The following is a 21,616-nucleotide window of genomic DNA, read 5'->3' as shown; positions in this document are numbered from 1 at the left end:
TAAAAATGAATAAAGATCAATCATTGTTTCAAAAGGAGATTGTGCAACAAGCATTAGTGCAGTCTTTTGTGAAATTAAATCCGAAGTTACTATTTAAAAATCCTGTGATGTTTACGGTAGAAATCGGGACAATCGTTATGCTATTTGTCTCTATTTGGACATTAACGGGTGAAACATCGCAAGGTAGTTTTGGATATAATTTTGTTGTATTCCTAGTGCTTTTATTTACACTGTTGTTTGCCAATTTTGCAGAAGCGATTGCCGAAGCACGAGGAAAAGCTCAAGCTGACAGTTTACGAAAAACAAGAGAAGAAACACCAGCAACCTTAAAAAGAGGAGAAAAGATTTCTTCTTCGCAACTGAAAAAAGGAGATTTGTTTGTTTGTGAAGCGGGTGATACCATCCCAACGGATGGGGAAATCATAGAAGGTCTCGCAACAATAGATGAAAGTGCCATAACAGGTGAATCGGCACCAGTGATCCGCGAGTCAGGCGGAGATAAAAGTTCAGTTACTGGTGGTACGAAAGTATTGTCAGACCGCATCGTTGTAGAAGTAACCAATGAGCCAGGGGAGAGTTTTTTAGATAAAATGATTGCTTTGGTAGAAGGTGCCTCACGACAAAAAACGCCAAACGAAATTGCCTTAACGATATTGCTTGCAGGATTTACGTTAGTTTTTATAATCGTTTGTATTACGCTAAAACCACTTGCTGATTATTCGAATGTAAATATTACGATAGCTTCATTTATCGCATTATTTGTTTGCCTGATACCAACCACCATTGGAGGGTTATTATCTGCGATTGGAATAGCAGGTATGGACAGAGCCTTAAGAGCCAATGTAATTACAAAAAGCGGGAGAGCGGTGGAGACTGCAGGAGATATTGATGTATTGTTATTGGATAAAACAGGAACAATCACCATTGGTAACAGGAAAGCAACTCAGTTCTATGCTGCTCCAGGTATTTCACAAGAGCAATTGGTTAAAGCAGCGGTTTTAAGTTCTATGTCGGATGATACTCCCGAAGGGAAATCAATTGTAGAGTTGGCACAAATAGATCCTTTAACACTGCAAGTAAATAACGCACAATTTATCAAGTTTACAGCTGAGACGAGAAGTTCAGGAATGAATTTTGACGGAATTCGAATTAGAAAGGGTGCAACTGATGCTATAAAAAGTATAGTCATAAATGCTGGAAATCCTTTTCCAACGGAGCTTTTAGATCGAGTGAAAATAATTGCCGAAAACGGAGGAACGCCCTTGGTAGTTTCTGAAAATGAAGTGGCGCTTGGGGTTGTTGAGTTGCAAGACATCATCAAAACGGGAATGTTTGAACGATTTGAACGCCTTCGTAAAATGGGTATAAAAACGGTCATGGTGACGGGAGATAATCCTTTGACTGCAAAATTTATAGCCGAAAAAGCAGGGGTTGATGACTTTATTGCCGAAGCCAAACCGGAAGATAAGATGAATTACATCATACAGGAACAATTAGCAGGAAGATTAGTTGCCATGATGGGAGATGGTACAAATGATGCACCGGCTTTAGCTCAGGCAGATGTTGGTGTTGCTATGAACAGCGGAACGCAAGCAGCAAAAGAGGCAGGAAATATGGTTGATTTAGACAATGACCCAACCAAGTTAATTGAGATTGTCGAAATAGGGAAACAGTTATTAATGACCCGCGGTACGCTTACTACTTTTAGTATTGCTAATGATGTTGCCAAATATTTTGCCATCATTCCAGCATTATTCATTACTGCAATTCCAGCGCTTCAAGGATTAAATATCATGCATTTACACAGTCCTGAAAGTGCCATACTTTCGGCAGTAATTTTCAATGCCATTATTATCCCGTTCTTGATTCCGTTAGCTTTAAAAGGCGTGAGCTATAAACCAATAGGCGCAAGTGCTTTGTTGAGAAGAAATCTGTTACTTTTTGGTGTAGGAGGAATTATCGTACCGTTCATAGGTATCAAATTGATTGACATTGTTGTTGCATTATTCATTTAAAAAAATAGAAATTATGAAAAATAATTTAATAATCGGAATCAGAATGACTGTTGTCCTGCTGGTACTTTTCATGGTAATTTATCCTCTATCGGTTTGGACAGTTGCTCAATTAGCGCCCAATAATGGTGAAGGTGAAGTGGTAGTATACAAACAAAACAAAGGATATTCGAACATTGGTCAAAATTTTACGGCTGACAAATACTTTTGGGGAAGACCATCTGCTGTAGATTATAACGCCGCTGGCTCAGGAGCTAGCAATAAAGGAGCTTCTAACGAAGAATATTTAGCTGTAGTTCAAGGTCGTATTGATACTTTTTTATTAAAGAATCCTACGGTAAAAAAATTAGATGTTCCAATTGATTTAGTGACCGCTAGTGCAAGCGGATTAGATCCTAACATATCTGTTGCAAGTACTAAAGTACAGATTACAAGAGTTCAAAAAACGAGGAAAATTAGTAGCGAAAAATTAAATTCTTTAATAGATGCAAATACAGAACACCCCTTTCTAGGGATTTTTGGACCTACAAAAGTGAATGTTTTAAAACTAAATATTGCGCTTGACCAACTGAATTAAAATATAGAAAAATCAGGGAGATGAAACGCTGTCTCCCTTTTTTTTAATCAAACTAAATGAATTATAATGAATACTAAAATAGTTACTCTAGCCTTATCACTTTTTTTATCGAATGCTGCTTTTGCGCAAGAAGAGAAAAAAAATCCGATGACCTTTTCAGGATATGTTGAAACCTACTTCCAATACGATGCCAATAATCCTGAAACGAATACACGTCCAAGCTTTATTTACAGTCACAACCGAAACAATGAGGTCAATTTAAATCTAGGATTACTAAAAGCCATTTATGATACCGAATTAGTTCGCGCCAATTTGGCTTTAGCAGCTGGTTCTTATATGAATGCAAATTATTCCGCTGAGCCTGGAGTTTTAAAAAATGTTTATGAAGCAAACGTAGGATTCAAAGTTTTAAAAAATCAAAATTTATGGATTACCGCTGGGATTTTACCTTCACATATCGGTTTTGAAAGTGCTGTAGGTGCAGACTGCATTACCTTAACTAGAAGTATAATAGCTGAAAACTCTCCCTATTTTGAGGCTGGAGCCAAAATCACTTATGTTTCTCCAAGTGGCCAATGGGAATTTTCCGGATTGTATTTAAATGGTTGGCAAAGAATTCAGCGTGTAGATGGAAATACCACTCCTGCTTTTGGGCATCAATTGATTTACAAGCCAACAAACAGAATAACCTTAAACAGCAGTTCTTTTATTGGAAATGATAAACCAGACGATGTACGTCAAAGGCGTTATTTTCATGATTTTTACGGACAATTTGAGCTAACAAGTAAAGTGAAATTGATGGCAGGATTCGATTTAGGTTGGGAAGAGAATAGCTCTCAAGGCGATCAATATAACAAATGGTATGGAGCTTCAGTAATGACACAAATTGCGATAACTGACAAATTAAATTTGGCAGTAAGAGCAGAATATTATCAAGATAAAAAAGGAGTAATTATCGTAACAGGAACTCCAGATGGGTTTGAAACCTATGGTGCATCCCTGAATTCAGATTATAGAATAGGTTCCAATTTAGTTTGGAGAATGGAAGTGAAAAATTTCTCAAGCAAAGACGCTATTTACGTTAAACAAGGAGGAGGAACTGCTAATGAAAGTTTGGTTCTGTCAACATCCTTAGCAGTAAAATTTTAAAACTTGATAGTAGTCTTTACTTAATAAAAATGTGTCTATAATCCATTGCAAGAGACTTAAAAATAGCGTCTACAGGGTAATAGACTGTAACATTGTCTTAACCTTACTAATTATGATGAAAATAATAATTTTAAAACGAAGTAATACATTTTTGAGTATTCCATTTTTTGGATTAGCAAGTTTAGTCCTATTTGTGGGATGCCAGAAAAGCAATTCAGATCAATCAATACGAGATGCTAAATCTATTTATAAACTTGAAGTTACTACTCCCACAATAGACAAGCAATTCAGTGCTGATGTTTATTTTTGGAGTACAACTTTGGATGAAGAGTTTGACGAAGTAGCGCCATTAGATAGCAGTAAACTAACAAAGCCTTGCGAATTGTTTTATCCCACTGTAGTAACAGAAAAACTCGTTTCTGAAAAAAAAATAAGGGTGCACAGAAAAGGAAAATCACAATCTATCCTGAACGAATCTAAGTTTATGAGTCCAAACATTACTATAGATTGTGCCAAGAAGCAAGTGGCACGAATCGCAAAAGCTAGAAATATTTCGACAAAAATTATAGATTCTATCATTGTAGACCATACCGAAAAAAGATTAATAACATGTCTAGGACCGAAAACTATTAACATTGTGATGCTGAATTCCGAATTAGACAAAATAACTAAATAATAGCAGTAGGTTTATTTCTAAATCATTTAGTTATCAAAATCTTTGTTAAAGGGAAGTGTACAATCGAGAAGGCCATTCATTACTGAAATATAAAAAGGGTAGAAGGGCAAATCATTTGAAGCATCAAAGCGAATATGGAACAAGAAAGGGAGAATAACGCACAGCATTTTTTGGATTTGATTCAAAAATCCAGGAAAGGAAAGTTTAAAATCTATATTGGTATGAGTGCTGGAGTAGGCAAAACATATAGAATGCTACAAGAAGCTCATACTTTATTAAAAAAAGGGATTGATGTTAAAATAGGTTATATAGAGACACATGCTAGAAAAGAAACTCAGGAATTAATAACTGGTTTGCCTATAATACCAAGGCGAACAATTTTCTATAAAGGTAAAGAACTAGAGGAACTAGATGTTCAAGCTATAATTAATCTGAGGCCAGAGGTCGTAATTGTAGATGAACTAGCACACTCTAATATTCAGGGTAGTAAAAATGAAAAACGGTGGCAGGATGTTTTGGAAGTTTTAGAAGCTGGTATTAACGTTATTTCTGCTGTAAATATTCAACATATAGAGAGTTTAAATACGGTGGTAAAGGAAATTACGGGCGTGGAAGTACAAGAGCGCGTACCTGATAATGTTATAAGTATGGCAGATGAAGTAGTCAATATTGATCTAACCGCAGAGGAATTGATAAACAGATTGAAGGAAGGTAAAATTTATGCAGAAGACAAAATACAAATGGCTTTGACTAATTTTTTTAAATCAGATCAAATTCTTCAATTACGTGAATTAGCACTAAAAGAAGTAGCAAGTCAAGTAGTACGAAAAGTAGAGCATGAAAAGCCTAAAAACACCAATTTTAGACAAGATAAATTATTGGCCTGTATTAGCAGTAATGACAAAACGGCCAAAATTGTGATTAGAAAAACGGCGCGTTTAGCAAGTTATTACAACAGCAAGTGGATGGTTTTGTATGTGGAGACACCGAAAGAGAGTAGTGTTAGAATTCCGCTTGCTAAACAGCGCTATCTCATCAATAATTTAAAATTAGCAACGCAATTAGGCGCCGAAGTAATAAAAAAAGAAAACGGTAAAATTACCGATGCTATTCTCGAAGTAGTAGAGCAAAAACAGATTACAACGGTTTGCATAGGAAAACCACATTTCAATTTATTTAAAGTAATTTTGTCTTCAAATATATTTAATAAATTATTAAATAAGTTAGCTTCATCAAATGTTGACCTTATAATTTTATCCTAATGAGAATTAAAACTAAATTAAACTTAAGTGTAGGCTTATTATTTTCATTAATAATTTTACTTTCAGTTGTTAGTGTCTATTATATTAATTCGATAAAACAAGATACTCAAAATATCCTTAAAGCCAATTATGATTCTTTAGAGTATTCTAGGAATATGTTAATGGCAATGGAGGACATTGGCGAGAATAATACAGATGCTACTGTGGTTTTTGGTCAAAATTTAGAGTTACAGCTTCTGAATATTACGGAGAAAAACGAAGCGAATATCACCAATAAGCTTAAAATAGCTTTTCAATCATTAAAAGAGGGCAATGGATCAGTTGGAGCTAAAGCTGAGATGCATGATGCGATTTTACAAATCATGAAACTCAATACCGATGCAATAAAACTAAAAAGTGATATCGCTCAGAAAACCGCTGAAACAGCAAATTTTTATATCTTGATACTGGGAACTTTATGTTTCCTGATAGCCTTTAATCTATTAGTAAATTTACCCAATAATATTGCTAATCCTATTAAGGAGTTAACAACGAGTATTCAAGAAATTGCCAACAAGAACTACTCTGAAAGGGTACATTTTTTACAACACAATGAATTTGGAGACTTGGCTCGTTCCTTCAATGTCATGGCCGAAAAGTTACAGGAATACAACAACAGTAATTTGTATAGTTTGTCTTTCGAAAAGAAAAGATTAGAAACATTAATTAATAAAATGCATGATCCTATTATAGGATTAGACACGAGCAATAGTATCTTATTTGTTAATGATGAAGCCCTGACTATATTTGGTTTAAAGCAAAGTGATGTTGTAGGCAAAAATGTAGCCGATTTGGCTGTAAATAATGATTTAATACGATTGCTAATCACCTTAGAAACTAATGAAAAGATATTGCCAATAAAAATATTTGCAGATGATAGAGAAAGCTATTTCGAAAAAGAAGTGGTCGATATTACGATTACGCCAACGGGTGAGGAGAAAGAGATCGCTATTGGAAATGTAATTATCCTGAGAAACGTTACTTTTTTCAAAGAATTAGATTTTGCTAAAACCAACTTTATAGCGACAGTATCACATGAACTAAAAACGCCAATATCCTCTATAAAATTTAGTCTGCAACTTCTAGAAAAAGAAGCAACTGGAGTAATTAACAAGGAACAAAAGCAACTCTTAGACAGTATCAAAGAGGATAGTCAAAGGTTACTTAAATTAACGGGAGAGCTACTTGATATTTCACAATTAGAAACTGGAAAGATAAATTTGAAAATTGAGAAAGCAAGTCCTTATTTAATAGTACATCAGGCAGTAGAGGCAGTGAAAATGCAAGCAGAAAATAAACAAATTGAAATTGTTATTGATGAGGAAGAAAATCTACCATATATAACTGCAGATAGTGAAAAAACGGCTTGGGTCTTAGTTAATTTTTTAACCAATGCCATTACTTATTCTAATGCAGAAAGTAAAATTGTTGTACAAATAAGTCAGTCAGATAGTCAAGTTGTATTTCAAGTTATCGATACCGGAAAAGGAATTGATTCTCGATACAAGTATAAAGTGTTTGATAAGTATTTTCAAATTCCAGGAAGCAGTAAATCTGGAACAGGTTTGGGATTAGCAATAAGTAAAGAATTCATTGAAGCCCAAGGTGGTAAAATAGCAGTAGAAAGTGAACTAGGTTTAGGGAGTACATTTAGTATAATGATGAACGTAGATTAGTTATTTTAAACTGAATACTGTAGTTAAACAGAAGTAAATAATCAAAGTCCAAAAAGATAGTCCTACTACTTTAGGTTTAAAAAAGTCAACTAAAATTAATAGGATAAAGAATATCCTATCATTTAACTCGAACCTTTTCAGGAAAAATAGAAGGGAGCGTTGCGTACTGATTACTTTTTTCTGATGTGGTTCAACCAACTTCTTCAAAAAGACTTTCCCGACCATTTGGAAGGGAAGGTCTTTTTGAAGTTCGAAATTACAAGATATGTATTCCGTAAAACTAAAAAACGATACTAATAAAAATAGACGGCCACTATCGAAGTGGGCCGTCTATGATTTTAAAGGAAAACACTAATTAAAACAGTTTGTACCCATATTTTGAAAATTAGTACAGATTTCAAAAGCTTTTTGAGATTTTAATTGTGCAGTACCACCCAAAATAATGGATTGTAGTTTGGCTTCGCTATCCTTATAGCTACGTACATTTTGGTAGTAGCCTGTTACAGCGTTGTACGCTCCAAATAAAGTTCCTTTTGTCGTGTTCATTTGTTGTGAGTCACTTGTCATAGCATAAGCAAAAGCATCTTCAACGGTATTCTTAAAAACTGTGGATATTTCGTCCTCATTTCCAGCTTTAAGATGTTGTAAGGTTTCTTTATTAGGGCATAGTGCGAATTGGATCATTTTTTTAACCTCATGATCGTGCACTTTCACTTTTGCCCAATTATTAAAAATATCCTCTAATTGATTGCTAAATTCGTTTGCTAATCCCATTACTTTGTGTGCATTCTCCAAACGTTGTTTAGCTCCTGAAGTATGGCGTATGCGTACTACATTACTCATATTGCGAAGCGAAGCGTTTAGTGTATTTTGGCAAACAATCCTAACGGGTGTAAACGCTGCCGTAATGCTTCCGCTACCATCGTGTGAAGTAGTGAGGAAAATATATTTTTCTATAACATCATCACCATTGCCCACACGAATATAGTCCGGTAATTTAGCCGTAATAAAAATACGTTCTCCATTTCCTAAAGCGCCTGCAGTCTCGTACAAAATCCCATCTGTGCCACCTACAATGGAATCGAAGAAACTAAATGCTTCACGATTTTGTACGATGTGATAGTCTTTACCGACTACACCCAAAACGGTATTGTTATCCGTGCGGATTGTAGCAAAATAATTGGGTACGTTGACCTCGTTATTGCCCAGCTCTAAATTGTCAGTAGGATCAATTATGTTTGACACCTTGGTATAAAGCGGACTTTTTATCACTTCATAATCAAGTCCTGCGTGCTTAATTGCTTCGGCGCTTGTTGGATAGTCCGTTACTATTTGACCCAAACCGTGCCAAGCTTTTTCTTGTACGCTAAAAAAGGAATAGCGTCCTGTTCTTTCGTTGAAATTTAAATTGTGTGCCATGATATTAAAATTTAAGAGTTAAAAAAATGATTAAGTATTTAGTGTCAAAATGGTAGGTCATCTACAGGCTCCTCTATGATGATCTTTGTGTTTTCTTGTTTTACGATAGCCTGCGGGTGTTCTATTTTCTTACTACCTCCGTGTAATTTAATAGTCGAGGTGTGAAAATTTAAACTCGATCTTAATTCTCCGTTAGTAGCTGTCCAGGCTCTTGTGCTCACTCTTCCTGTTAGCTCTACTAAAGCCCCTTTAAGGAGTATTTTGGCAACATTTGGACTTATCCAATAGGAGCAATCAAAATAGCTAGTTTGCTCTATGCGTTCGCCTTGCTTATTTCGGTAACTATCATTGATCGCTACTGAAAAATTTACTACTTTTTTCTCCTGCGGTGTTGTGTGTACTTCCGCATCCCTTGTTAATCTTCCGATGATGTTCATAGTTTTTACTTTTTAGAATTATTTTTTAAATTAATTTATTCGGTAATGAGAGGAGGTGCTGTTTTGTTTCACTTTAATTCCATTATAAATAGTATTAAATTTCATTGTTGACATTTTTTTTATTCGTCCAAAGAGCCGGAGTATGCTATGTTTCGTTTCGAGAGCATAAAAGGTTAGTGTTTAGCAAAAACAAGGTTTTATCAAATAAATACTACCCGCATGGGTGGAGATTTTTTTGATAAATCCGTAGGGCTTGACCTTTTTTTTGCGTTAAAAACACTAGAATACCTTTGCTCTTGAAATGGAACAATTTAGCATACTGGTTTTTGAATAGTAATAGGCTGGAAGCAAGGTTGTAAAGAGGATTATTTGGAATTATAAAGAAAGAGGTGACTCTTCAAACAAATACTGTGTAATGTTATCCATCCACAATTTCTCCAATATAATGCTATGGCTATATAAGCCATGTAAAAGGATCTTGAAAATTATACGTAGTTAGTGGCTTTAATTTTCAAGATTCTTTTATCAATTATTCGAAGAAGCTCTTTTATGCTGGAGCAGAGTGGAAGTATAAATGTGCTTTGAGGATTGGAGTTAAGTTGAAATTGAGCGAAGTATAGATTTGACTGTTCTAAAAGTTGATTTTTGAAAAGAGGTGATTAAAGTTGTACTATAAATTGATGTGAACTGCCACTAGAGGACAAATAATACCATTGCTAATCAGATGTATAAAGAACTCACTTTATCTCTATACTTTAGGGTAAAAGAACTACGATCAAGCTATTTGCTAAATTGCATTTTGTATCATTCGGTAATTTCTATTTTTGAGATTTTGTAAGTGAAGTGAATAGCTAGTTAAAACTAAAAGGAAGAGAGAGTTGTATTGTTTAAATTTTTAATAAAAGGAAATTATGAATGACATGGTAACAAAAGAAGATTTGAGGCAGTTTGGTTTGGAGCTACTAGGCAATATCGGTACTTTAATGACACAGACTAGGGAAGTTCAGAATGAAATAGTAGAGCAAGATTGGATAAAAAGCAAGCAAGTGAGGCTATTAATGAATATGTCTCCAGGATCAATTCAAAATTTAAGAGTGACCCAAAAAGTACGATATAAAAAAATACTCGGCTCGTACTACTATAATAAAGTGGATCTCCTTAAACTTTTTACAGATGAAAGATGCAAATAAAAGTAGTAAGGATAGTTTGATGAATACTTTTTTGATTTATATGGAAGATCCACGATTAAACGTTTGGCATTTAGCGCTATTACTTGCTATACTTAGTTTGGGTTATAAGCAAGGACAAATGCAAAATATTAAAGTGAGTCGAAGTAAAATCATGGCACTATCGCATATTAATACGATACCAACCTATCATAAGTATTTCAAAGAATTACAGAATTTAGGATACATCGAATATTTTCCTTCCTATCATCCCGGTGTTAAAAGTGAAGTCTATCTGAAAGACAAAAAGGTTGCTCCATGATGGTAGCAACCTTTTTGCGTTTTGAATTAATATGTTCCAGTTGTCTTCAAGTTCTAGATAATAAACAGTATTTGCTGTGATTTCAAGATAAGTGATACTTCTGTTTGATTTTTTTTATCTCCTTTTCTAATCTGGTAAGGATGGCTAAATCTGACTCACACATTACTGGATCCGTTTTATTTATCCTTTTATTAAGCAATGCCATTTCCTACCAACTGTAACTTGTTCTGTAATAGCATAGGCTTCTGTCTGCTTCACAGAGGAATGTCCAAGCATTTCCTTCACTACATTTATCGGTACATTGTTTTGTAACGTAACAGTGCTTCCGAAGGTCCTACGAGCCATGTGTGTGTTGAGAGTAAAAGGAAAAGCACACAGTAAAGCAATCTCTTTCAAATATTCATTCATTTTTTGGTTTGAGGCTACAGGCAAGACAGTGCCACGTTGTATACAAAGAGGATGATCCTTATATTTATCGATTATATTAAGGGCTTGCGGTAGGAGAGGAACATTAGTTGCAGAGCCTGTTTTTTGTCTTTCAGACATAATCCACGATTGTTTATCGACACCCACTTTGATATCAGTCTTTTTTAATTGATATACGTCGATATAAGCTAATCCCGTATAGCATTGGAAGACGAACACGTCTCTAACTACATTGAGTCTATCAGTACTAAAGTAATGTCGTTCTAACTCATATAATTCCTGAGTTGAAAGTGGTTTTTTTATAATTTTTGATTTTTTAGCTTTAAAGTTCTTAAATGGATCTTTCAGGATGACTTCATTATCAATAGCACGAAGTACTATTTTTTTAAAGTTAGCGATATATTTTAAGGTTGTATTATTACTGCAATTACGAACAGAACGTAAGTAAAATTGAAAGTCTTTTATAAATTCAAGATTCAAATCAGAAAATTCAAGATCTTCAGCATTAAATTTAATTCGGATAAAAGCTCGTAAATGATTAATAGTGATAGTAAAACGGTCGAGAGTTCCTTTTGCGTATCCTTTACCCAGCAAAGCCGTAATTTCATCATTATGCTTTTGGAACTCTTCAAGTACTTTGACTCTCGCAGCATTTTTCCCTAAGATGTAATCCATAACTTTCTGAGCAGTAATAAGCTTTCCGTTATACATGTTCTCGGTTTTGTACTCATTGATTTTTAGTGTAAGAGACTCTAAGAACATATTAATAGATTTCGCATCTTCTTTAGTTCCGATTGCTCTTTCTAATTTTTGATCCCAACGCGAGATATCCCATTTACGTTTTGTAGATGTTTCTTTAGGTATCCCATCTACGGTAATTCTAAGATAAATGGTTCTAATTTTACTTTCATTGCGGGGGATTTTCAAAAAGAAAACCAGCCCAAAACTGCTTTCTAACATAATTCAACTTTTAAGGTTAATAAATGTAGAATTATAACGTCAAAAAATCAAGTCGTTAAGCACGTTAACCCCTGTGTGTATAATGGTTTAACTCATATTCTGTGGCACATTTTCGAAAAATACAAATGTGCCACGATTCTGCCATAGAAACTTTGAGCGCTTTTATAAATTTTGACAAAGTGCAGAAAATGAAAAAAGCCTGCAAATCGTTGGATTTGCAGGCTTAACACTTTTTTTGAGGACTTTTGAAAAGATTGAAAAACTTTCATTTTTTAATCTTAATCCCTTTCAGTGGGGAGAGTAGGATTCGAACCTACGAAGACGTAGTCAGCAGATTTACAGTCTGCCCTCGTTGGCCGCTTGAGTATCTCCCCGAGGCTTTTGATAACAACGTTTGTTGTTGTTAGCGGTGGCAAATATAGTAACACTTTTCGTTTCTACAAACATTTTTTGCACTTAATTTCACTATTATTTTTAACTGTTTGGTATTGAATAAAATAAAAAAATCTCCACTAGGGAGATTTTTTTATTTTGCATCAAGATTAAGGTTATTTAGCCAAAAGCTCGATAATTTTTGCTTTAAGTTCTGCACCTCTTAGGTCTTTTGCTACTATTTTACCTGAAGCATCTAGTATAAAAGTGGCAGGAATTGCTTCAACTTTATATTGAGCTGCTATTGGTTCATCCCAAGACTTTAAATGGGACACTTGTGTCCATGTTAATTTGTCTTTGGCAATAGCTTCTTTCCATTTTGCAGCATCTTTATCTAAAGATACTCCTACTATGTTAAGACCTTTTGAATGAAGCTCTTTGTATATAGCTACTACATTAGGGTTTTCTTGTCTACATGGTGCACACCATGATGCCCAAAAGTCTACAATAGTTACTTTACCTAAGCTTTCTTTAAGAGAAATTACTTTTCCTTCTGGATTGGGTGCCGAAAAATCTGAACTTCATTTAGCGTCACCAACGGCTGGTGCTCCAGTTGTAGGCGCTTTGTTTTGGTCCAATTTAGCTTTTATTGCTTTTCCTGGTTTTGTATTTTTCAAGGCTTCATCAAAGCTATTGAAAATGGCTTCTGTTTTTTTAGTATCAACACTTGGGTCGTTAGCCATTCCTTGAATGATTAAGGCGCTAATGAAAGATTTTGGGTGAGTTTCAGCATAACCAATGTATTTTGCTTTTGACGCTTCACCAACTTCTTGTTGAATTACAGTAAATTGTTTCATTAAAGAGTTAATTACAGCTGTATCTTTTGACTGTTGTGCTGTATTCATTGCTTGCATGTTTTTAGTTTGGAAATCCATAAGTTTCTTTTGAACAACTTTGATTTCTTCATTAAACTTCACGTACTCATCATTATTGTATGTTCCAGAAACTTTAGATTTTTGGATACTGTCTTTATCAATTACGATAGTAATTTCTCCTGATTCTAAGATGAATGGTATTGGAGTTTCAGCTGATTCTAGTTTTAATGTATGGAATGCAGGCTCAGTAATTTTTCCTTTGATTTCAAATTTACCGTTTTCAACTTTTACAGTATCAATAGCAACCATTCCTGTTTCATTTTGTGTTTCCAGGATGATTGTTTTTCCATTTTCTACACCTTTAGCAGTACCGGTGATGATGTATTCGTCTTTTCCAACTTTACTGCAAGAAAATAAAACAACAGTAGCAGAAAGTAATAAAATTATTTTTTTCATTATTAATTAGTTAATTAAGTTATAGCTGCAAAAGTATTTAAATTTATCAAAGTATAAATAGTTTTGTAACCTAAATTTTTGTTATATTTTAATTTATTTTTGTTATAAATTGTTGTTGTAATTTTGGTTTATGAGTTTGTTTTTTGTCCTATAAAGCTTTTAGTGCTAAAGATTAATTTGTTTTATAGCGAGTTAGAGTTTTGAATATCGTTTTCTAATTCAAACTCTTTTAAAATGTTTTCGATATTTTCAATTTCATTTGTGGTAATTTTAATTTCAAGGTTTGATGTACGAAGTTGATCGTGAAGGGAAGGGTTGTAGGGGGTGATAATGAGGTTGTGATCTATTTGTTCTTTGTTTTTGAGTAATCGTTGCATAGTTTCATTAGCACGTTCAAGTTGAGCTTGGTACAATTGGTAGGTGGGGGTCATGATTTTGGTTTTTTGTAATATTTTGGCTAATATATTAAAAACTAAACGACTACACAATAAGATTTTGAAAATGTTAGAACAAAAAAAAACACTCGATTAGGAGTGTTTTTCTTATATGTTTGTTACAACTTTTAGTCTTGGTTTATTGTTTTTCTCCAAGTAAAAGAGTTAAGGATATGTCTTTTTGCAAATCTTCCAGGAGAATCAGCATTTACCATCTTTACGTAAGTGGCTTTAGGAACACTAATGTATTCATAAACACTACCGTTAGAAAAGTTAATAATTAATCTTCCTTCAACAAATTTGTAATCTGTTATTGTTGCAGTAGAAATCGTTTCTGTGTATTCTGGTAAGTTTGCTTTAATAGTTTCAGGATTGATGCTCACTAAAAAGTGATATGCTTCAATAATTTTTTTACTGTTTTCCTCAGCAGCTTTTAAACCAGCTTCATCACCTTGAAATTTATCAGGATGAGATTCTTTCATCGCATTGCGATAAATGGTTTTTAAATCTTTTAATTCTGCAGTTTTGTCTACATTTAGCAACTTGCGGTATTCAACTATTTTTTTCATAAATAAGGTAACTACTTGTTTTTGAATTCGAAATCAATATAATTTACTCTCAAAAACAACAATTTTTTGCAAAGGTACACTTTTTTTTAAATTATTAGTTTGTGATTATAAAAAATCAGTTTTTATTTCGATAAATAAAAGTGTTGTTCTTTATTTTTGTTCCGGCTTGTTGTTTGCCTTATCAAAGTTTTTAGATTTTTTTTGGTATTTATTATAACTAATGTCGCTTGGGTTTTCAATTATGGATTTGATAGTGATCCAGTCTCCCACTTCGTGTTTAGCTACTACCATTTTATAGTCTAAGAGATAGACGCCACAAAAAAAGTTGTTGTTTTCGTCTTTTTCAATTATACCGGTATATACTCCTTTTTGTAACATTTTTTCGTTAGCTCCTTTGGTCATGATGTAATTTTATAATGATAATAATAAGGTGCAAAGTTAGCGAATTTTATAATGGTTTTTCTCTTGTTTAAGTTTCTGATTATATTTGCGCATGGAAAAAAATTTTAGACCAAGTCCAAATTCGTTTAAAAATACTTTTTGTGTGTTTAAGGAGCAACATTTAGATGTAGTAAAAGGACTGAGGGTGCAGTTTCAAAGTAAGGCGGGGAGTACTTATTATTATAGTGATTTGGGAATGTATAGGATTTCTAATCATTGGGGACGACTGGCAAATAGTAAGTGGCGTTTAATTCCTCTAGAACCTGAGACCAGTTCTAAGTTTAAGTTGGGTTTTGCTAGTTGGGATGATTTTTATCCCGATAATGCAGTGGAACAGTTGTATTATTTAGAAGTAAACTATGTAAGTAATACGGTAAATTACCAACATAAAAATAATCCTTCGTACGATCAGAAAGCGATTTTAAGAACCAGTTTTGAAACCACTAAGAAGATCAAGCAAATCAGAAACTTATTGGGTTTAACATCTTGGGCTAAGTACTATGATTATGAGGATATAGCTGTTTTACGTCAAAAGGTTGTTGATCAATTAGTGTTTACGACTAAGACACTGGAAGAGATAAAATTGGAGCTATAATGCAGCTATTCAGTAGAGGCAATAAGTAGCAAGTCTTCTAGGCTTATAGGTTTAGACATATAGCCCAAAATATCAGGATTGTTTTTTGCTTTCGCTTTGTCTTCAACAGCTATGGAAGAACTTGAAATATAGATTTTCGGAAATTTCTCCAGTTTCGATTTTAGTTTTTCAATTTCAACCATAAAGCCCCATCCGTCTAGAATGGGCATTTCAATATCCAATAAAATAATTTCGGGAACTTGCTCCTTGTTTGTAACTGTTTTTATTAAGGCGTCCAGTGCTTCTTTTCCGTTTGTGAAAGTAATAGGCATGTCAAAAATCGCAGCTTTCTTGATGATTTTTTTCATGATGGTTTTATAAATCACATCATCGTCTATTACCCAGATGGTTCTGTTTGTCATGCTATGTATATTTTAAATGTCGTGCCCGCTCCTGGCTTGCTTTCAATTGTAATGGTACCGCCCATTGCTTCAATTTGGTTTTTAGTGATAAAGAGTCCTATTCCTTTTGAATCAGGATTTTCGCTAAATGTTTTATACATCCCAAAGATTTTACTACCGTTTTTATCTAAGTCAATACCAATACCATTGTCTGTAATGGCTATTATATTTTGATTGTTTTCTTTTGTAAATTCAATTGATATTAATGGCTTACGAGTTTTATCGCTATATCTAAGTGCGTTAGAAATAATATTATAAAGTATGCTTTCGAGATAAGCTGGATTATAATTGATTTCAATCTCTTCATTTACATTGGATTGTATACTTGCTTCTTTGTTTTTTATTTGTTCACTAACTAATTTTAAAGTGTTATCAATGTATGTTTTAAGATTGATTTTTTCTACCACTAGGCCAATGTTCGTTTGAATGTTAACTACTTCATTTAGATTAGTCATGGTCTCATTAAGTGAATTTGCTACTGTTTTTAGTAAGCCTATCATTTGTTCTCTTTCTTCGTCAGATTCGGCTGTGTCAATCAATTCAGTCAAAGAGGTAATATTGCTTGTGTGCGATCTTAGATTGTGCGAAACAATATACGAAAAATTGAGCAAACGTTTATTCTGCTCTGAAACCAAATCGAAGGATTTTTTTAAGTCATTTTCGACTTCTTTGCTCTTAGTGATATCAATCATGATACCTCTCAAACTTGTTATTTTGTTGTTTTCGCTAACAATACTTACAATATCTCGAAGCCAAACTGTTCGTCCGTCTTTGGCAACCATTCGGTATTCAAAATCATGGTCTTCTTTGTTTGTTGTTTTTATTTTACAAAATTCAAGTGTTGCTTCTTTATCTTCTGGATAGATGTGATCAGTCCAAAAAGTTGGGCTTTCTAACCATTCTTCGGCGGTATATCCTAGTATTCCTTCTACTTTTTTACTAACGAAAGTAAAAGCAAAATCATCGGGTCTGCATTCCCAGACAATTCCGTCAATGGTATTCATTAATGATTCTATTTTTTCTTGTGAATTTAGAATGATTTTTTCGGCTCGTTTGCGATTTGTAATATCTTCATTTGAAACAATTATACGGTCTAGTGACTTTTCATATCCTCTAATTACGTTCCAACGCAGGTTGATGTTTCGATACTCTTGCTGAGCATTTTTAATGATGGTGTCAATACTAAAATTATCTTGATTTTGTGTAATTATAACTAATTGCTTAACAAAATCACTAAATGAATTAGGGTTGAATAGTTCTTTTTTAGCAGCAATTAATTCGTCTTTTGAGTTTACATTATAGAGATCTAAGCATGCATGGTTTGCATTTATGACTTCAATGAGCGCGTGCAATTGATGCGTTATGTTTGGATTTTTAGTGAGATAACTCGATACTTCTTCAGCAGGTTTTTCTATTAAATTTAACTCTTGCAGATACAGTTTTACTTTCGAAAAATTTTCTTCTCGAAGGGGTAGTGGAGAATCTTCAAATAAGCTTTTAAAGTGATTTTCTCTTTCTCTAATTATTTTTTCGGTTTGTTTTTTAAGGGTTATGTCTTCAACAATAGCAAGCACACTAATTTGTTCGTTTTTTTGATTTAGTAAGGGAGCGACATTTAAATTGACCCAAACTGTTGCGCCTTCTTTTGTAAAATAGCGCTTCTCCATGGAGTATTCATTGATTACGCCAGTTTTTAATTTATTGACGTTATTTAAGTCTTTTTTTAAGTCATCAGGATGTGTGATTTGTAAAAAAGTCTTCGTTTTCATCTCTTGTTGCGAGTAACCAAGCATTTTGCAAAACTGATTGTTAATTTCGATAAAAGTACCAGTTGAAGTGTCAACATTGGCGATACCAATGGCAGCTTGATCAAAAATGGTTTTAAACTTGATTTCACTATCTATTAAAATAGCAGCTTGTTGTTCTACTAAATGTTGTAATTCGGCCGGTTTTTTTAAAAACAGCACTACTAAAAACCCGAAGGTCAATGCCAAGATGAATCCTAGTAGTTGTGAAATAAAAAGGGTAGAAGTCGCTTTGTTTGCTTTAAGGTCAATCAGGTATATTTTCCAATCACCATCGGGCACTGTACTAGTAACAAAGTTATTTTCTGTAAACTTCACTTTTTGAGGCAAGTAAAATTCTTCTTTAAAGGTTTCAGGATTTTTCTTGGACATTTGAAAACTAAAGTTTGTAGTGTCAATGTTATGGACTCCGGAAACTTTTAATAATTGTTCTAGTTTAATAATAACTGCTGAGAATCCCCAAAAATGATTTTTATTGTATACTGGAAAACGTCCTACAATACCTAACCCTCCCTGCTTTAATTTGAAAGGTCCAGCGAAGTACATTTTTTTGTTGAGTACTGATTTTAATGCTTCTCTTTTTAGTTTTTTAGATTTTAGAATATCGAGTCCTGTTGCGGCTTCATTGCCTTTTAGTGGATACGTATATTTTATGACTCCATTTGGAACTAGTTGTACAGCACTTACCACATCATTAGATTCTAGTAAGCGTTTACCTATGGCATTGAAATCTTCGGGAATTCCTTCGTCATTTATAGTCAGTGCTAGTGTAAGGGTGGTCGTGTAGCAGTTTTTTAATTTTTGTTCAATGTTTTGATCGATCTCCTTAAGAGTACGATTCATCATGATGTGGTTGTTTTCTTTTTGAATCTTATACTGTTGCGCTACTAAGTAAGAAAAAATGGCAAATAGGCATACAAAAACGATGAACCCAGTTATCTTGGGTTTGTTTAAAAAAAAAGTGATAAAAGAGGACCAATTGATTTTTGATTTCATCTATTTATTTTAATTGGTCTTGATCAAAAGGCCGTTTTGTTTCACAAGTTAAAAGTAATTATTATGTTTATAATTAGCAAGTTATTAATTATAATCAACATAATTTCTTATAAATTGATGTAAAATATTTGTAATCAGCAATATTGAGCGTAAATTTTATTCTTTTTTTAAAGAGCCTGTATGTTTTTTTTCATTTGCGCATTACAAAAAATATCTATGCGGCGCTCTCGCGTAAGTTTGAATTAATTTAACGAACTTTGTGGCTTAATGAAAGTTGGCAATTTTGTAATGATACTTAAGAGTGCGATTTATAGATTAAACAAAAACTGTGGAGATCTAACTAAGGTCTTTAAAAACATCAAATATGGGTAGAAATAACGACAGAAACATTAAGAAGCATAACGATAAGTTGCACAAAGCACAAGACAAGGTAAAACAGTCAGAAATAGCTAGAAAAGAGCAATTGAAACTAATTATGAAAAAATTCAATGAATCCAAAGTATCTGATAAATAATATAGCAATGGAAAACGATAAATATAGCTTATTGAAAGCGAGTGTTCAGGAAATTATAGATTTGATTGCTGCTAAAAACGGAAAAGAAGCCAATAATAAATTAGTAGAAGTAAGTGAGCAATTAGATGATTTGTTAGACTTTTCGGATGAAGATGATGATTTGATTGAAATAAGTAAATACCAAGTTCTATTGAATCAACTACAGCAGAAAATTGTGGGAATGAATGGTCAATCCTAATTTTTACAGATGATAAAATGTTACTGTGGTTCACCGCAATCTTTTGACAATTGTTGTGAACCGTATATAAAAGGGATTAAAAATCCTGAAACGGCTGAGTTGTTAATGCGTTCTCGGTATACTGCTTATGCATGTGCTGCCGCTGATTATTTGGTTGAGACTACACACCGTTCGACTCGGGAATTCCATACCAAAGCTTCGATCCTCGAATGGGCACAAAGCAATCAATGGGTGAAACTAGAAGTACTTAATGCAACTGAATTTACTGTTGAGTTTAAAGCTTTTTACCTCGATACTGCCATGAAAATGAATATGCACCATGAGTTTTCTACCTTTATAAAGGAAAACGGAAAATGGTTTTATGTTGATGGCAGTTTTCCGGAATAGAAGAACAATATTTCCTTTTTACTTGAGGCTGCGTGAGTGATGGCAGTGGAAATCCTCCCGTTTTTTTCGGGAGATTGAGAATGAGCCCGATCCTTTCGGTCACTTCCAAAATTAATCTTTGATTCTAATACTTCCTGTTGATCCAGTGTTTTGTGGAGTTAATTCATAAATGGCTTTGGGCGAAAGCGTGGGTTCAATTCTATGGGATACGTATAAAATGGCCATATCTGTTTTTTGAGATAATAGCGTAATTAATTGGGTGACCATGGCTGCATTTTGATCGTCTAAACCTTCTACAGGTTCGTCTAATATTAACAATGGAGGGTGTTTAAGTACTGCTCTTACAATTAAAGCAAGGCGCTGTTGCCCGATGGAAAGTTGGTTGAAGATTTTGTTTTTTAGATGTTGCATGTCTATTAGCTCCAGCCATTGCGCTACTATTTTTTGTTGTAAAGTAGTGGGTTGGGTGTACAAACCAATGGAGTCAAAAAATCCAGATAAAATCATTTGCTCTAGGCTGTCTCTTTTTTGAAACAAATCAGTCATGGCGGTCGAAAAATAACCAATGTTTTTTTTAATGTCCCAAATGCTTTCTCCACTTCCTTTTTTTTGTCCAAAGAGGTACAAATCTTGTCCGTATCCTTTAGCGTTTTCGCCGGTGAGTACCGAAAGTAAGGTGCTTTTACCAGAACCGTTTGGTCCTAGTAGATGCCAGAAATCACCTTTTTTGATGGTCCAATCGATGTTTTTTAAAATGGGTTTTTCCTGATAGCTTACGCAAATTTGATTCATTTGTATTAAAACCGAATCTTTGATAACAATGGGATCATAGGCAGGAGGGATGCTTTTTATGTTTTTATTCGAATGGTCCTCAGTTGTTTTTAAGCTTTCAACACTAAAGTCATTGGTTAAAATTTGTCCTTTGTTAGGAATGAATGGCAATAAATCATCTTGGCGATTGACCAGTTGTATCAACAACATTTTATCGGCCAATTGCTCTAGGGCAATGGCAATAGACTTTCTAGAATTGATGTCTAAATGATCGAGCGGATTGTCGAGAATGATATAATCGGGTTTTTGATTGATGCAATACTGCAAGAAAACTTTTTTGCGCTCTCCTGATGAAAAAGTACTCAGCTTTCTGGTGGTTTCGGGCGATGCTTCAATGGTATCGTACTGATATTCTTTTTTAATGAAATTATCGATAGCGAGGTCTGAAAATAGAATGCCCTTTTTAGAATTGAAGGAACTAAGTGCTCCCGTTGAATTGCCTGAAAGTATGGTTGCGATAAACGTTTTTTTATCTACTTGATTGGATAAAAGGATATCCCAATGTTGCTGTTGCATTTTGATTTTTTAAAAGCATAAAATTA

At 33.8% G+C, this 21,616-nt stretch carries 22 protein-coding genes, 1 tRNA gene and 1 pseudogene; 12 read left to right on the top strand and 12 right to left on the bottom strand.

Annotation, left to right across the window (positions count from 1 at the left end; translation table 11 throughout):
• The first annotated feature begins 5 nt into the window (after positions 1-5).
• The 6 genes from kdpB (at position 6) to H8R24_RS09550 (ending at position 7,391) form a co-directional block, all read left to right on the top strand.
• Positions 6-2,015, top strand: coding sequence for a potassium-transporting ATPase subunit KdpB (gene kdpB / locus H8R24_RS09575; protein WP_187018376.1), 2,010 nt, complete (start codon positions 6-8; stop codon positions 2,013-2,015).
• 13 nt (positions 2,016-2,028) lie between these two features.
• On the top strand, positions 2,029-2,589 hold the full coding sequence (locus tag H8R24_RS09570; protein WP_187018374.1) for a K(+)-transporting ATPase subunit C: 561 nt from the start codon (positions 2,029-2,031) through the stop codon (positions 2,587-2,589).
• A gap of 66 nt (positions 2,590-2,655) precedes the next feature.
• A complete protein-coding gene (locus H8R24_RS09565) occupies positions 2,656-3,738 on the top strand; it encodes a porin (RefSeq protein ID WP_187018372.1) in 1,083 nt (360 codons plus the stop codon).
• 112 nt (positions 3,739-3,850) lie between these two features.
• Entirely contained in the window at positions 3,851-4,414 is a 564-nt protein-coding gene (locus H8R24_RS09560; RefSeq protein WP_187018370.1) for a potassium-transporting ATPase subunit C, read from the top strand.
• Positions 4,415-4,548: 134 nt separating this feature from the next.
• Entirely contained in the window at positions 4,549-5,676 is a 1,128-nt protein-coding gene (locus H8R24_RS09555) for a sensor protein KdpD (RefSeq protein ID WP_187018368.1), read from the top strand.
• Positions 5,676-7,391 carry a HAMP domain-containing sensor histidine kinase gene (locus H8R24_RS09550; protein ID WP_187018366.1) on the top strand — a complete coding sequence of 572 codons (1,716 nt, stop codon included), beginning with the start codon at positions 5,676-5,678 and terminating at the stop codon, positions 7,389-7,391. The genes H8R24_RS09555 and H8R24_RS09550 overlap by 1 nt, the downstream gene beginning before the upstream one ends.
• 351 nt (positions 7,392-7,742) lie before the next feature.
• Here H8R24_RS09550 and H8R24_RS09545 read toward each other — a convergent pair whose 3' ends face one another.
• Together H8R24_RS09545 and H8R24_RS09540 are read right to left on the bottom strand one after the other, a co-directional pair.
• Positions 7,743-8,810, bottom strand: coding sequence for a DUF932 domain-containing protein (locus tag H8R24_RS09545; RefSeq protein ID WP_187018364.1), 1,068 nt, complete (start codon positions 8,808-8,810; stop codon positions 7,743-7,745).
• Positions 8,811-8,854: 44 nt separating this feature from the next.
• Positions 8,855-9,247, bottom strand: coding sequence for a single-stranded DNA-binding protein (locus H8R24_RS09540; protein WP_187018362.1), 393 nt, complete (start codon positions 9,245-9,247; stop codon positions 8,855-8,857).
• A 911-nt stretch (positions 9,248-10,158) separates the two neighbouring features.
• Between H8R24_RS09540 and H8R24_RS09535 the strand changes: the two genes are divergently transcribed.
• A complete protein-coding gene (locus H8R24_RS09535) occupies positions 10,159-10,437 on the top strand; it encodes a DNA-binding protein (protein ID WP_187018361.1) in 279 nt (92 codons plus the stop codon).
• Positions 10,421-10,735, top strand: coding sequence for a hypothetical protein (locus H8R24_RS09530; protein ID WP_225876795.1), 315 nt, complete (start codon positions 10,421-10,423; stop codon positions 10,733-10,735). Before H8R24_RS09535 ends, H8R24_RS09530 begins: the two co-directional genes overlap by 17 nt.
• A 180-nt stretch (positions 10,736-10,915) precedes the next feature.
• On the opposite strand, the gene H8R24_RS09525 is transcribed toward H8R24_RS09530, so the two are convergent.
• The 7 genes and pseudogenes from H8R24_RS09525 to H8R24_RS09495 form a co-directional block, all read right to left on the bottom strand.
• The gene (locus tag H8R24_RS09525; protein ID WP_225876794.1) at positions 10,916-12,121 is read right to left on the bottom strand and encodes a site-specific integrase; all 1,206 of its coding nucleotides are present in this window, start codon (positions 12,119-12,121) and stop codon (positions 10,916-10,918) included.
• Positions 12,122-12,413: 292 nt separating this feature from the next.
• Positions 12,414-12,495: transfer RNA gene (locus H8R24_RS09520), tRNA-Tyr, on the bottom strand.
• Between the two features lie 174 nt (positions 12,496-12,669).
• Positions 12,670-13,056, bottom strand: a pseudogene (locus H8R24_RS09515) (TlpA family protein disulfide reductase); the annotation flags it as partial.
• 18 nt (positions 13,057-13,074) lie between these two features.
• Positions 13,075-13,824 (bottom strand): DUF4369 domain-containing protein, encoded by a 750-nt coding sequence (locus tag H8R24_RS09510; protein WP_187018360.1) that lies wholly within the window; start codon positions 13,822-13,824, stop codon positions 13,075-13,077.
• 182 nt (positions 13,825-14,006) lie between these two features.
• On the bottom strand, positions 14,007-14,255 hold the full coding sequence (locus tag H8R24_RS09505) for a hypothetical protein (RefSeq protein ID WP_187018359.1): 249 nt from the start codon (positions 14,253-14,255) through the stop codon (positions 14,007-14,009).
• A 131-nt stretch (positions 14,256-14,386) separates the two neighbouring features.
• The gene (locus tag H8R24_RS09500; RefSeq protein WP_187018357.1) at positions 14,387-14,827 is read right to left on the bottom strand and encodes a KTSC domain-containing protein; all 441 of its coding nucleotides are present in this window, start codon (positions 14,825-14,827) and stop codon (positions 14,387-14,389) included.
• Positions 14,828-14,977: 150 nt separating this feature from the next.
• Entirely contained in the window at positions 14,978-15,229 is a 252-nt protein-coding gene (locus tag H8R24_RS09495) for a hypothetical protein (RefSeq protein ID WP_187018355.1), read from the bottom strand.
• A 91-nt stretch (positions 15,230-15,320) separates the two neighbouring features.
• Between H8R24_RS09495 and H8R24_RS09490 the strand changes: the two genes are divergently transcribed.
• Complete coding sequence (locus H8R24_RS09490) at positions 15,321-15,863, top strand: hypothetical protein (protein WP_187018353.1); 543 nt, start codon at positions 15,321-15,323, stop codon at positions 15,861-15,863.
• Positions 15,864-15,868: 5 nt separating this feature from the next.
• Here the strand turns inward: H8R24_RS09490 and H8R24_RS09485 are convergent, their stop codons facing one another.
• Together H8R24_RS09485 and H8R24_RS09480 are read right to left on the bottom strand one after the other, a co-directional pair.
• Positions 15,869-16,264 (bottom strand): response regulator, encoded by a 396-nt coding sequence (locus H8R24_RS09485; protein WP_187018351.1) that lies wholly within the window; start codon positions 16,262-16,264, stop codon positions 15,869-15,871.
• Positions 16,261-19,104 (bottom strand): PAS domain S-box protein, encoded by a 2,844-nt coding sequence (locus tag H8R24_RS09480; protein ID WP_187018350.1) that lies wholly within the window; start codon positions 19,102-19,104, stop codon positions 16,261-16,263. Before H8R24_RS09480 ends, H8R24_RS09485 begins: the two co-directional genes overlap by 4 nt.
• Positions 19,105-19,468: 364 nt before the next feature.
• Here H8R24_RS09480 and H8R24_RS09475 point away from each other — a divergent pair, with 364 nt between their 5' ends.
• From H8R24_RS09475 to H8R24_RS09465, 3 genes are read left to right on the top strand one after another with little or no spacing between them, the layout of a single operon-like run.
• Positions 19,469-19,618: a hypothetical protein gene (locus H8R24_RS09475; protein WP_187018348.1), complete on the top strand. Its 150-nt coding sequence runs from the start codon at positions 19,469-19,471 to the stop codon at positions 19,616-19,618.
• Positions 19,619-19,625: 7 nt separating this feature from the next.
• Positions 19,626-19,856, top strand: coding sequence for a hypothetical protein (locus H8R24_RS09470; RefSeq protein WP_187018346.1), 231 nt, complete (start codon positions 19,626-19,628; stop codon positions 19,854-19,856).
• A 9-nt stretch (positions 19,857-19,865) separates the two neighbouring features.
• Positions 19,866-20,243 (top strand): YchJ family protein, encoded by a 378-nt coding sequence (locus H8R24_RS09465; RefSeq protein WP_187018344.1) that lies wholly within the window; start codon positions 19,866-19,868, stop codon positions 20,241-20,243.
• Positions 20,244-20,354: 111 nt separating this feature from the next.
• Here the strand turns inward: H8R24_RS09465 and H8R24_RS09460 are convergent, their stop codons facing one another.
• The gene (locus H8R24_RS09460; RefSeq protein WP_187018342.1) at positions 20,355-21,590 is read right to left on the bottom strand and encodes an ATP-binding cassette domain-containing protein; all 1,236 of its coding nucleotides are present in this window, start codon (positions 21,588-21,590) and stop codon (positions 20,355-20,357) included.
• Between the last annotated feature and the right edge of the window lie 26 nt (positions 21,591-21,616).

This window comes from Flavobacterium muglaense, assembly GCF_014305155.1.
Classification (GTDB): domain Bacteria; phylum Bacteroidota; class Bacteroidia; order Flavobacteriales; family Flavobacteriaceae; genus Flavobacterium; species Flavobacterium muglaense.
The sequence above is the reverse complement of the archived record's forward strand: the minus strand, read 5'-3'. Positions and strand labels throughout refer to the sequence as shown.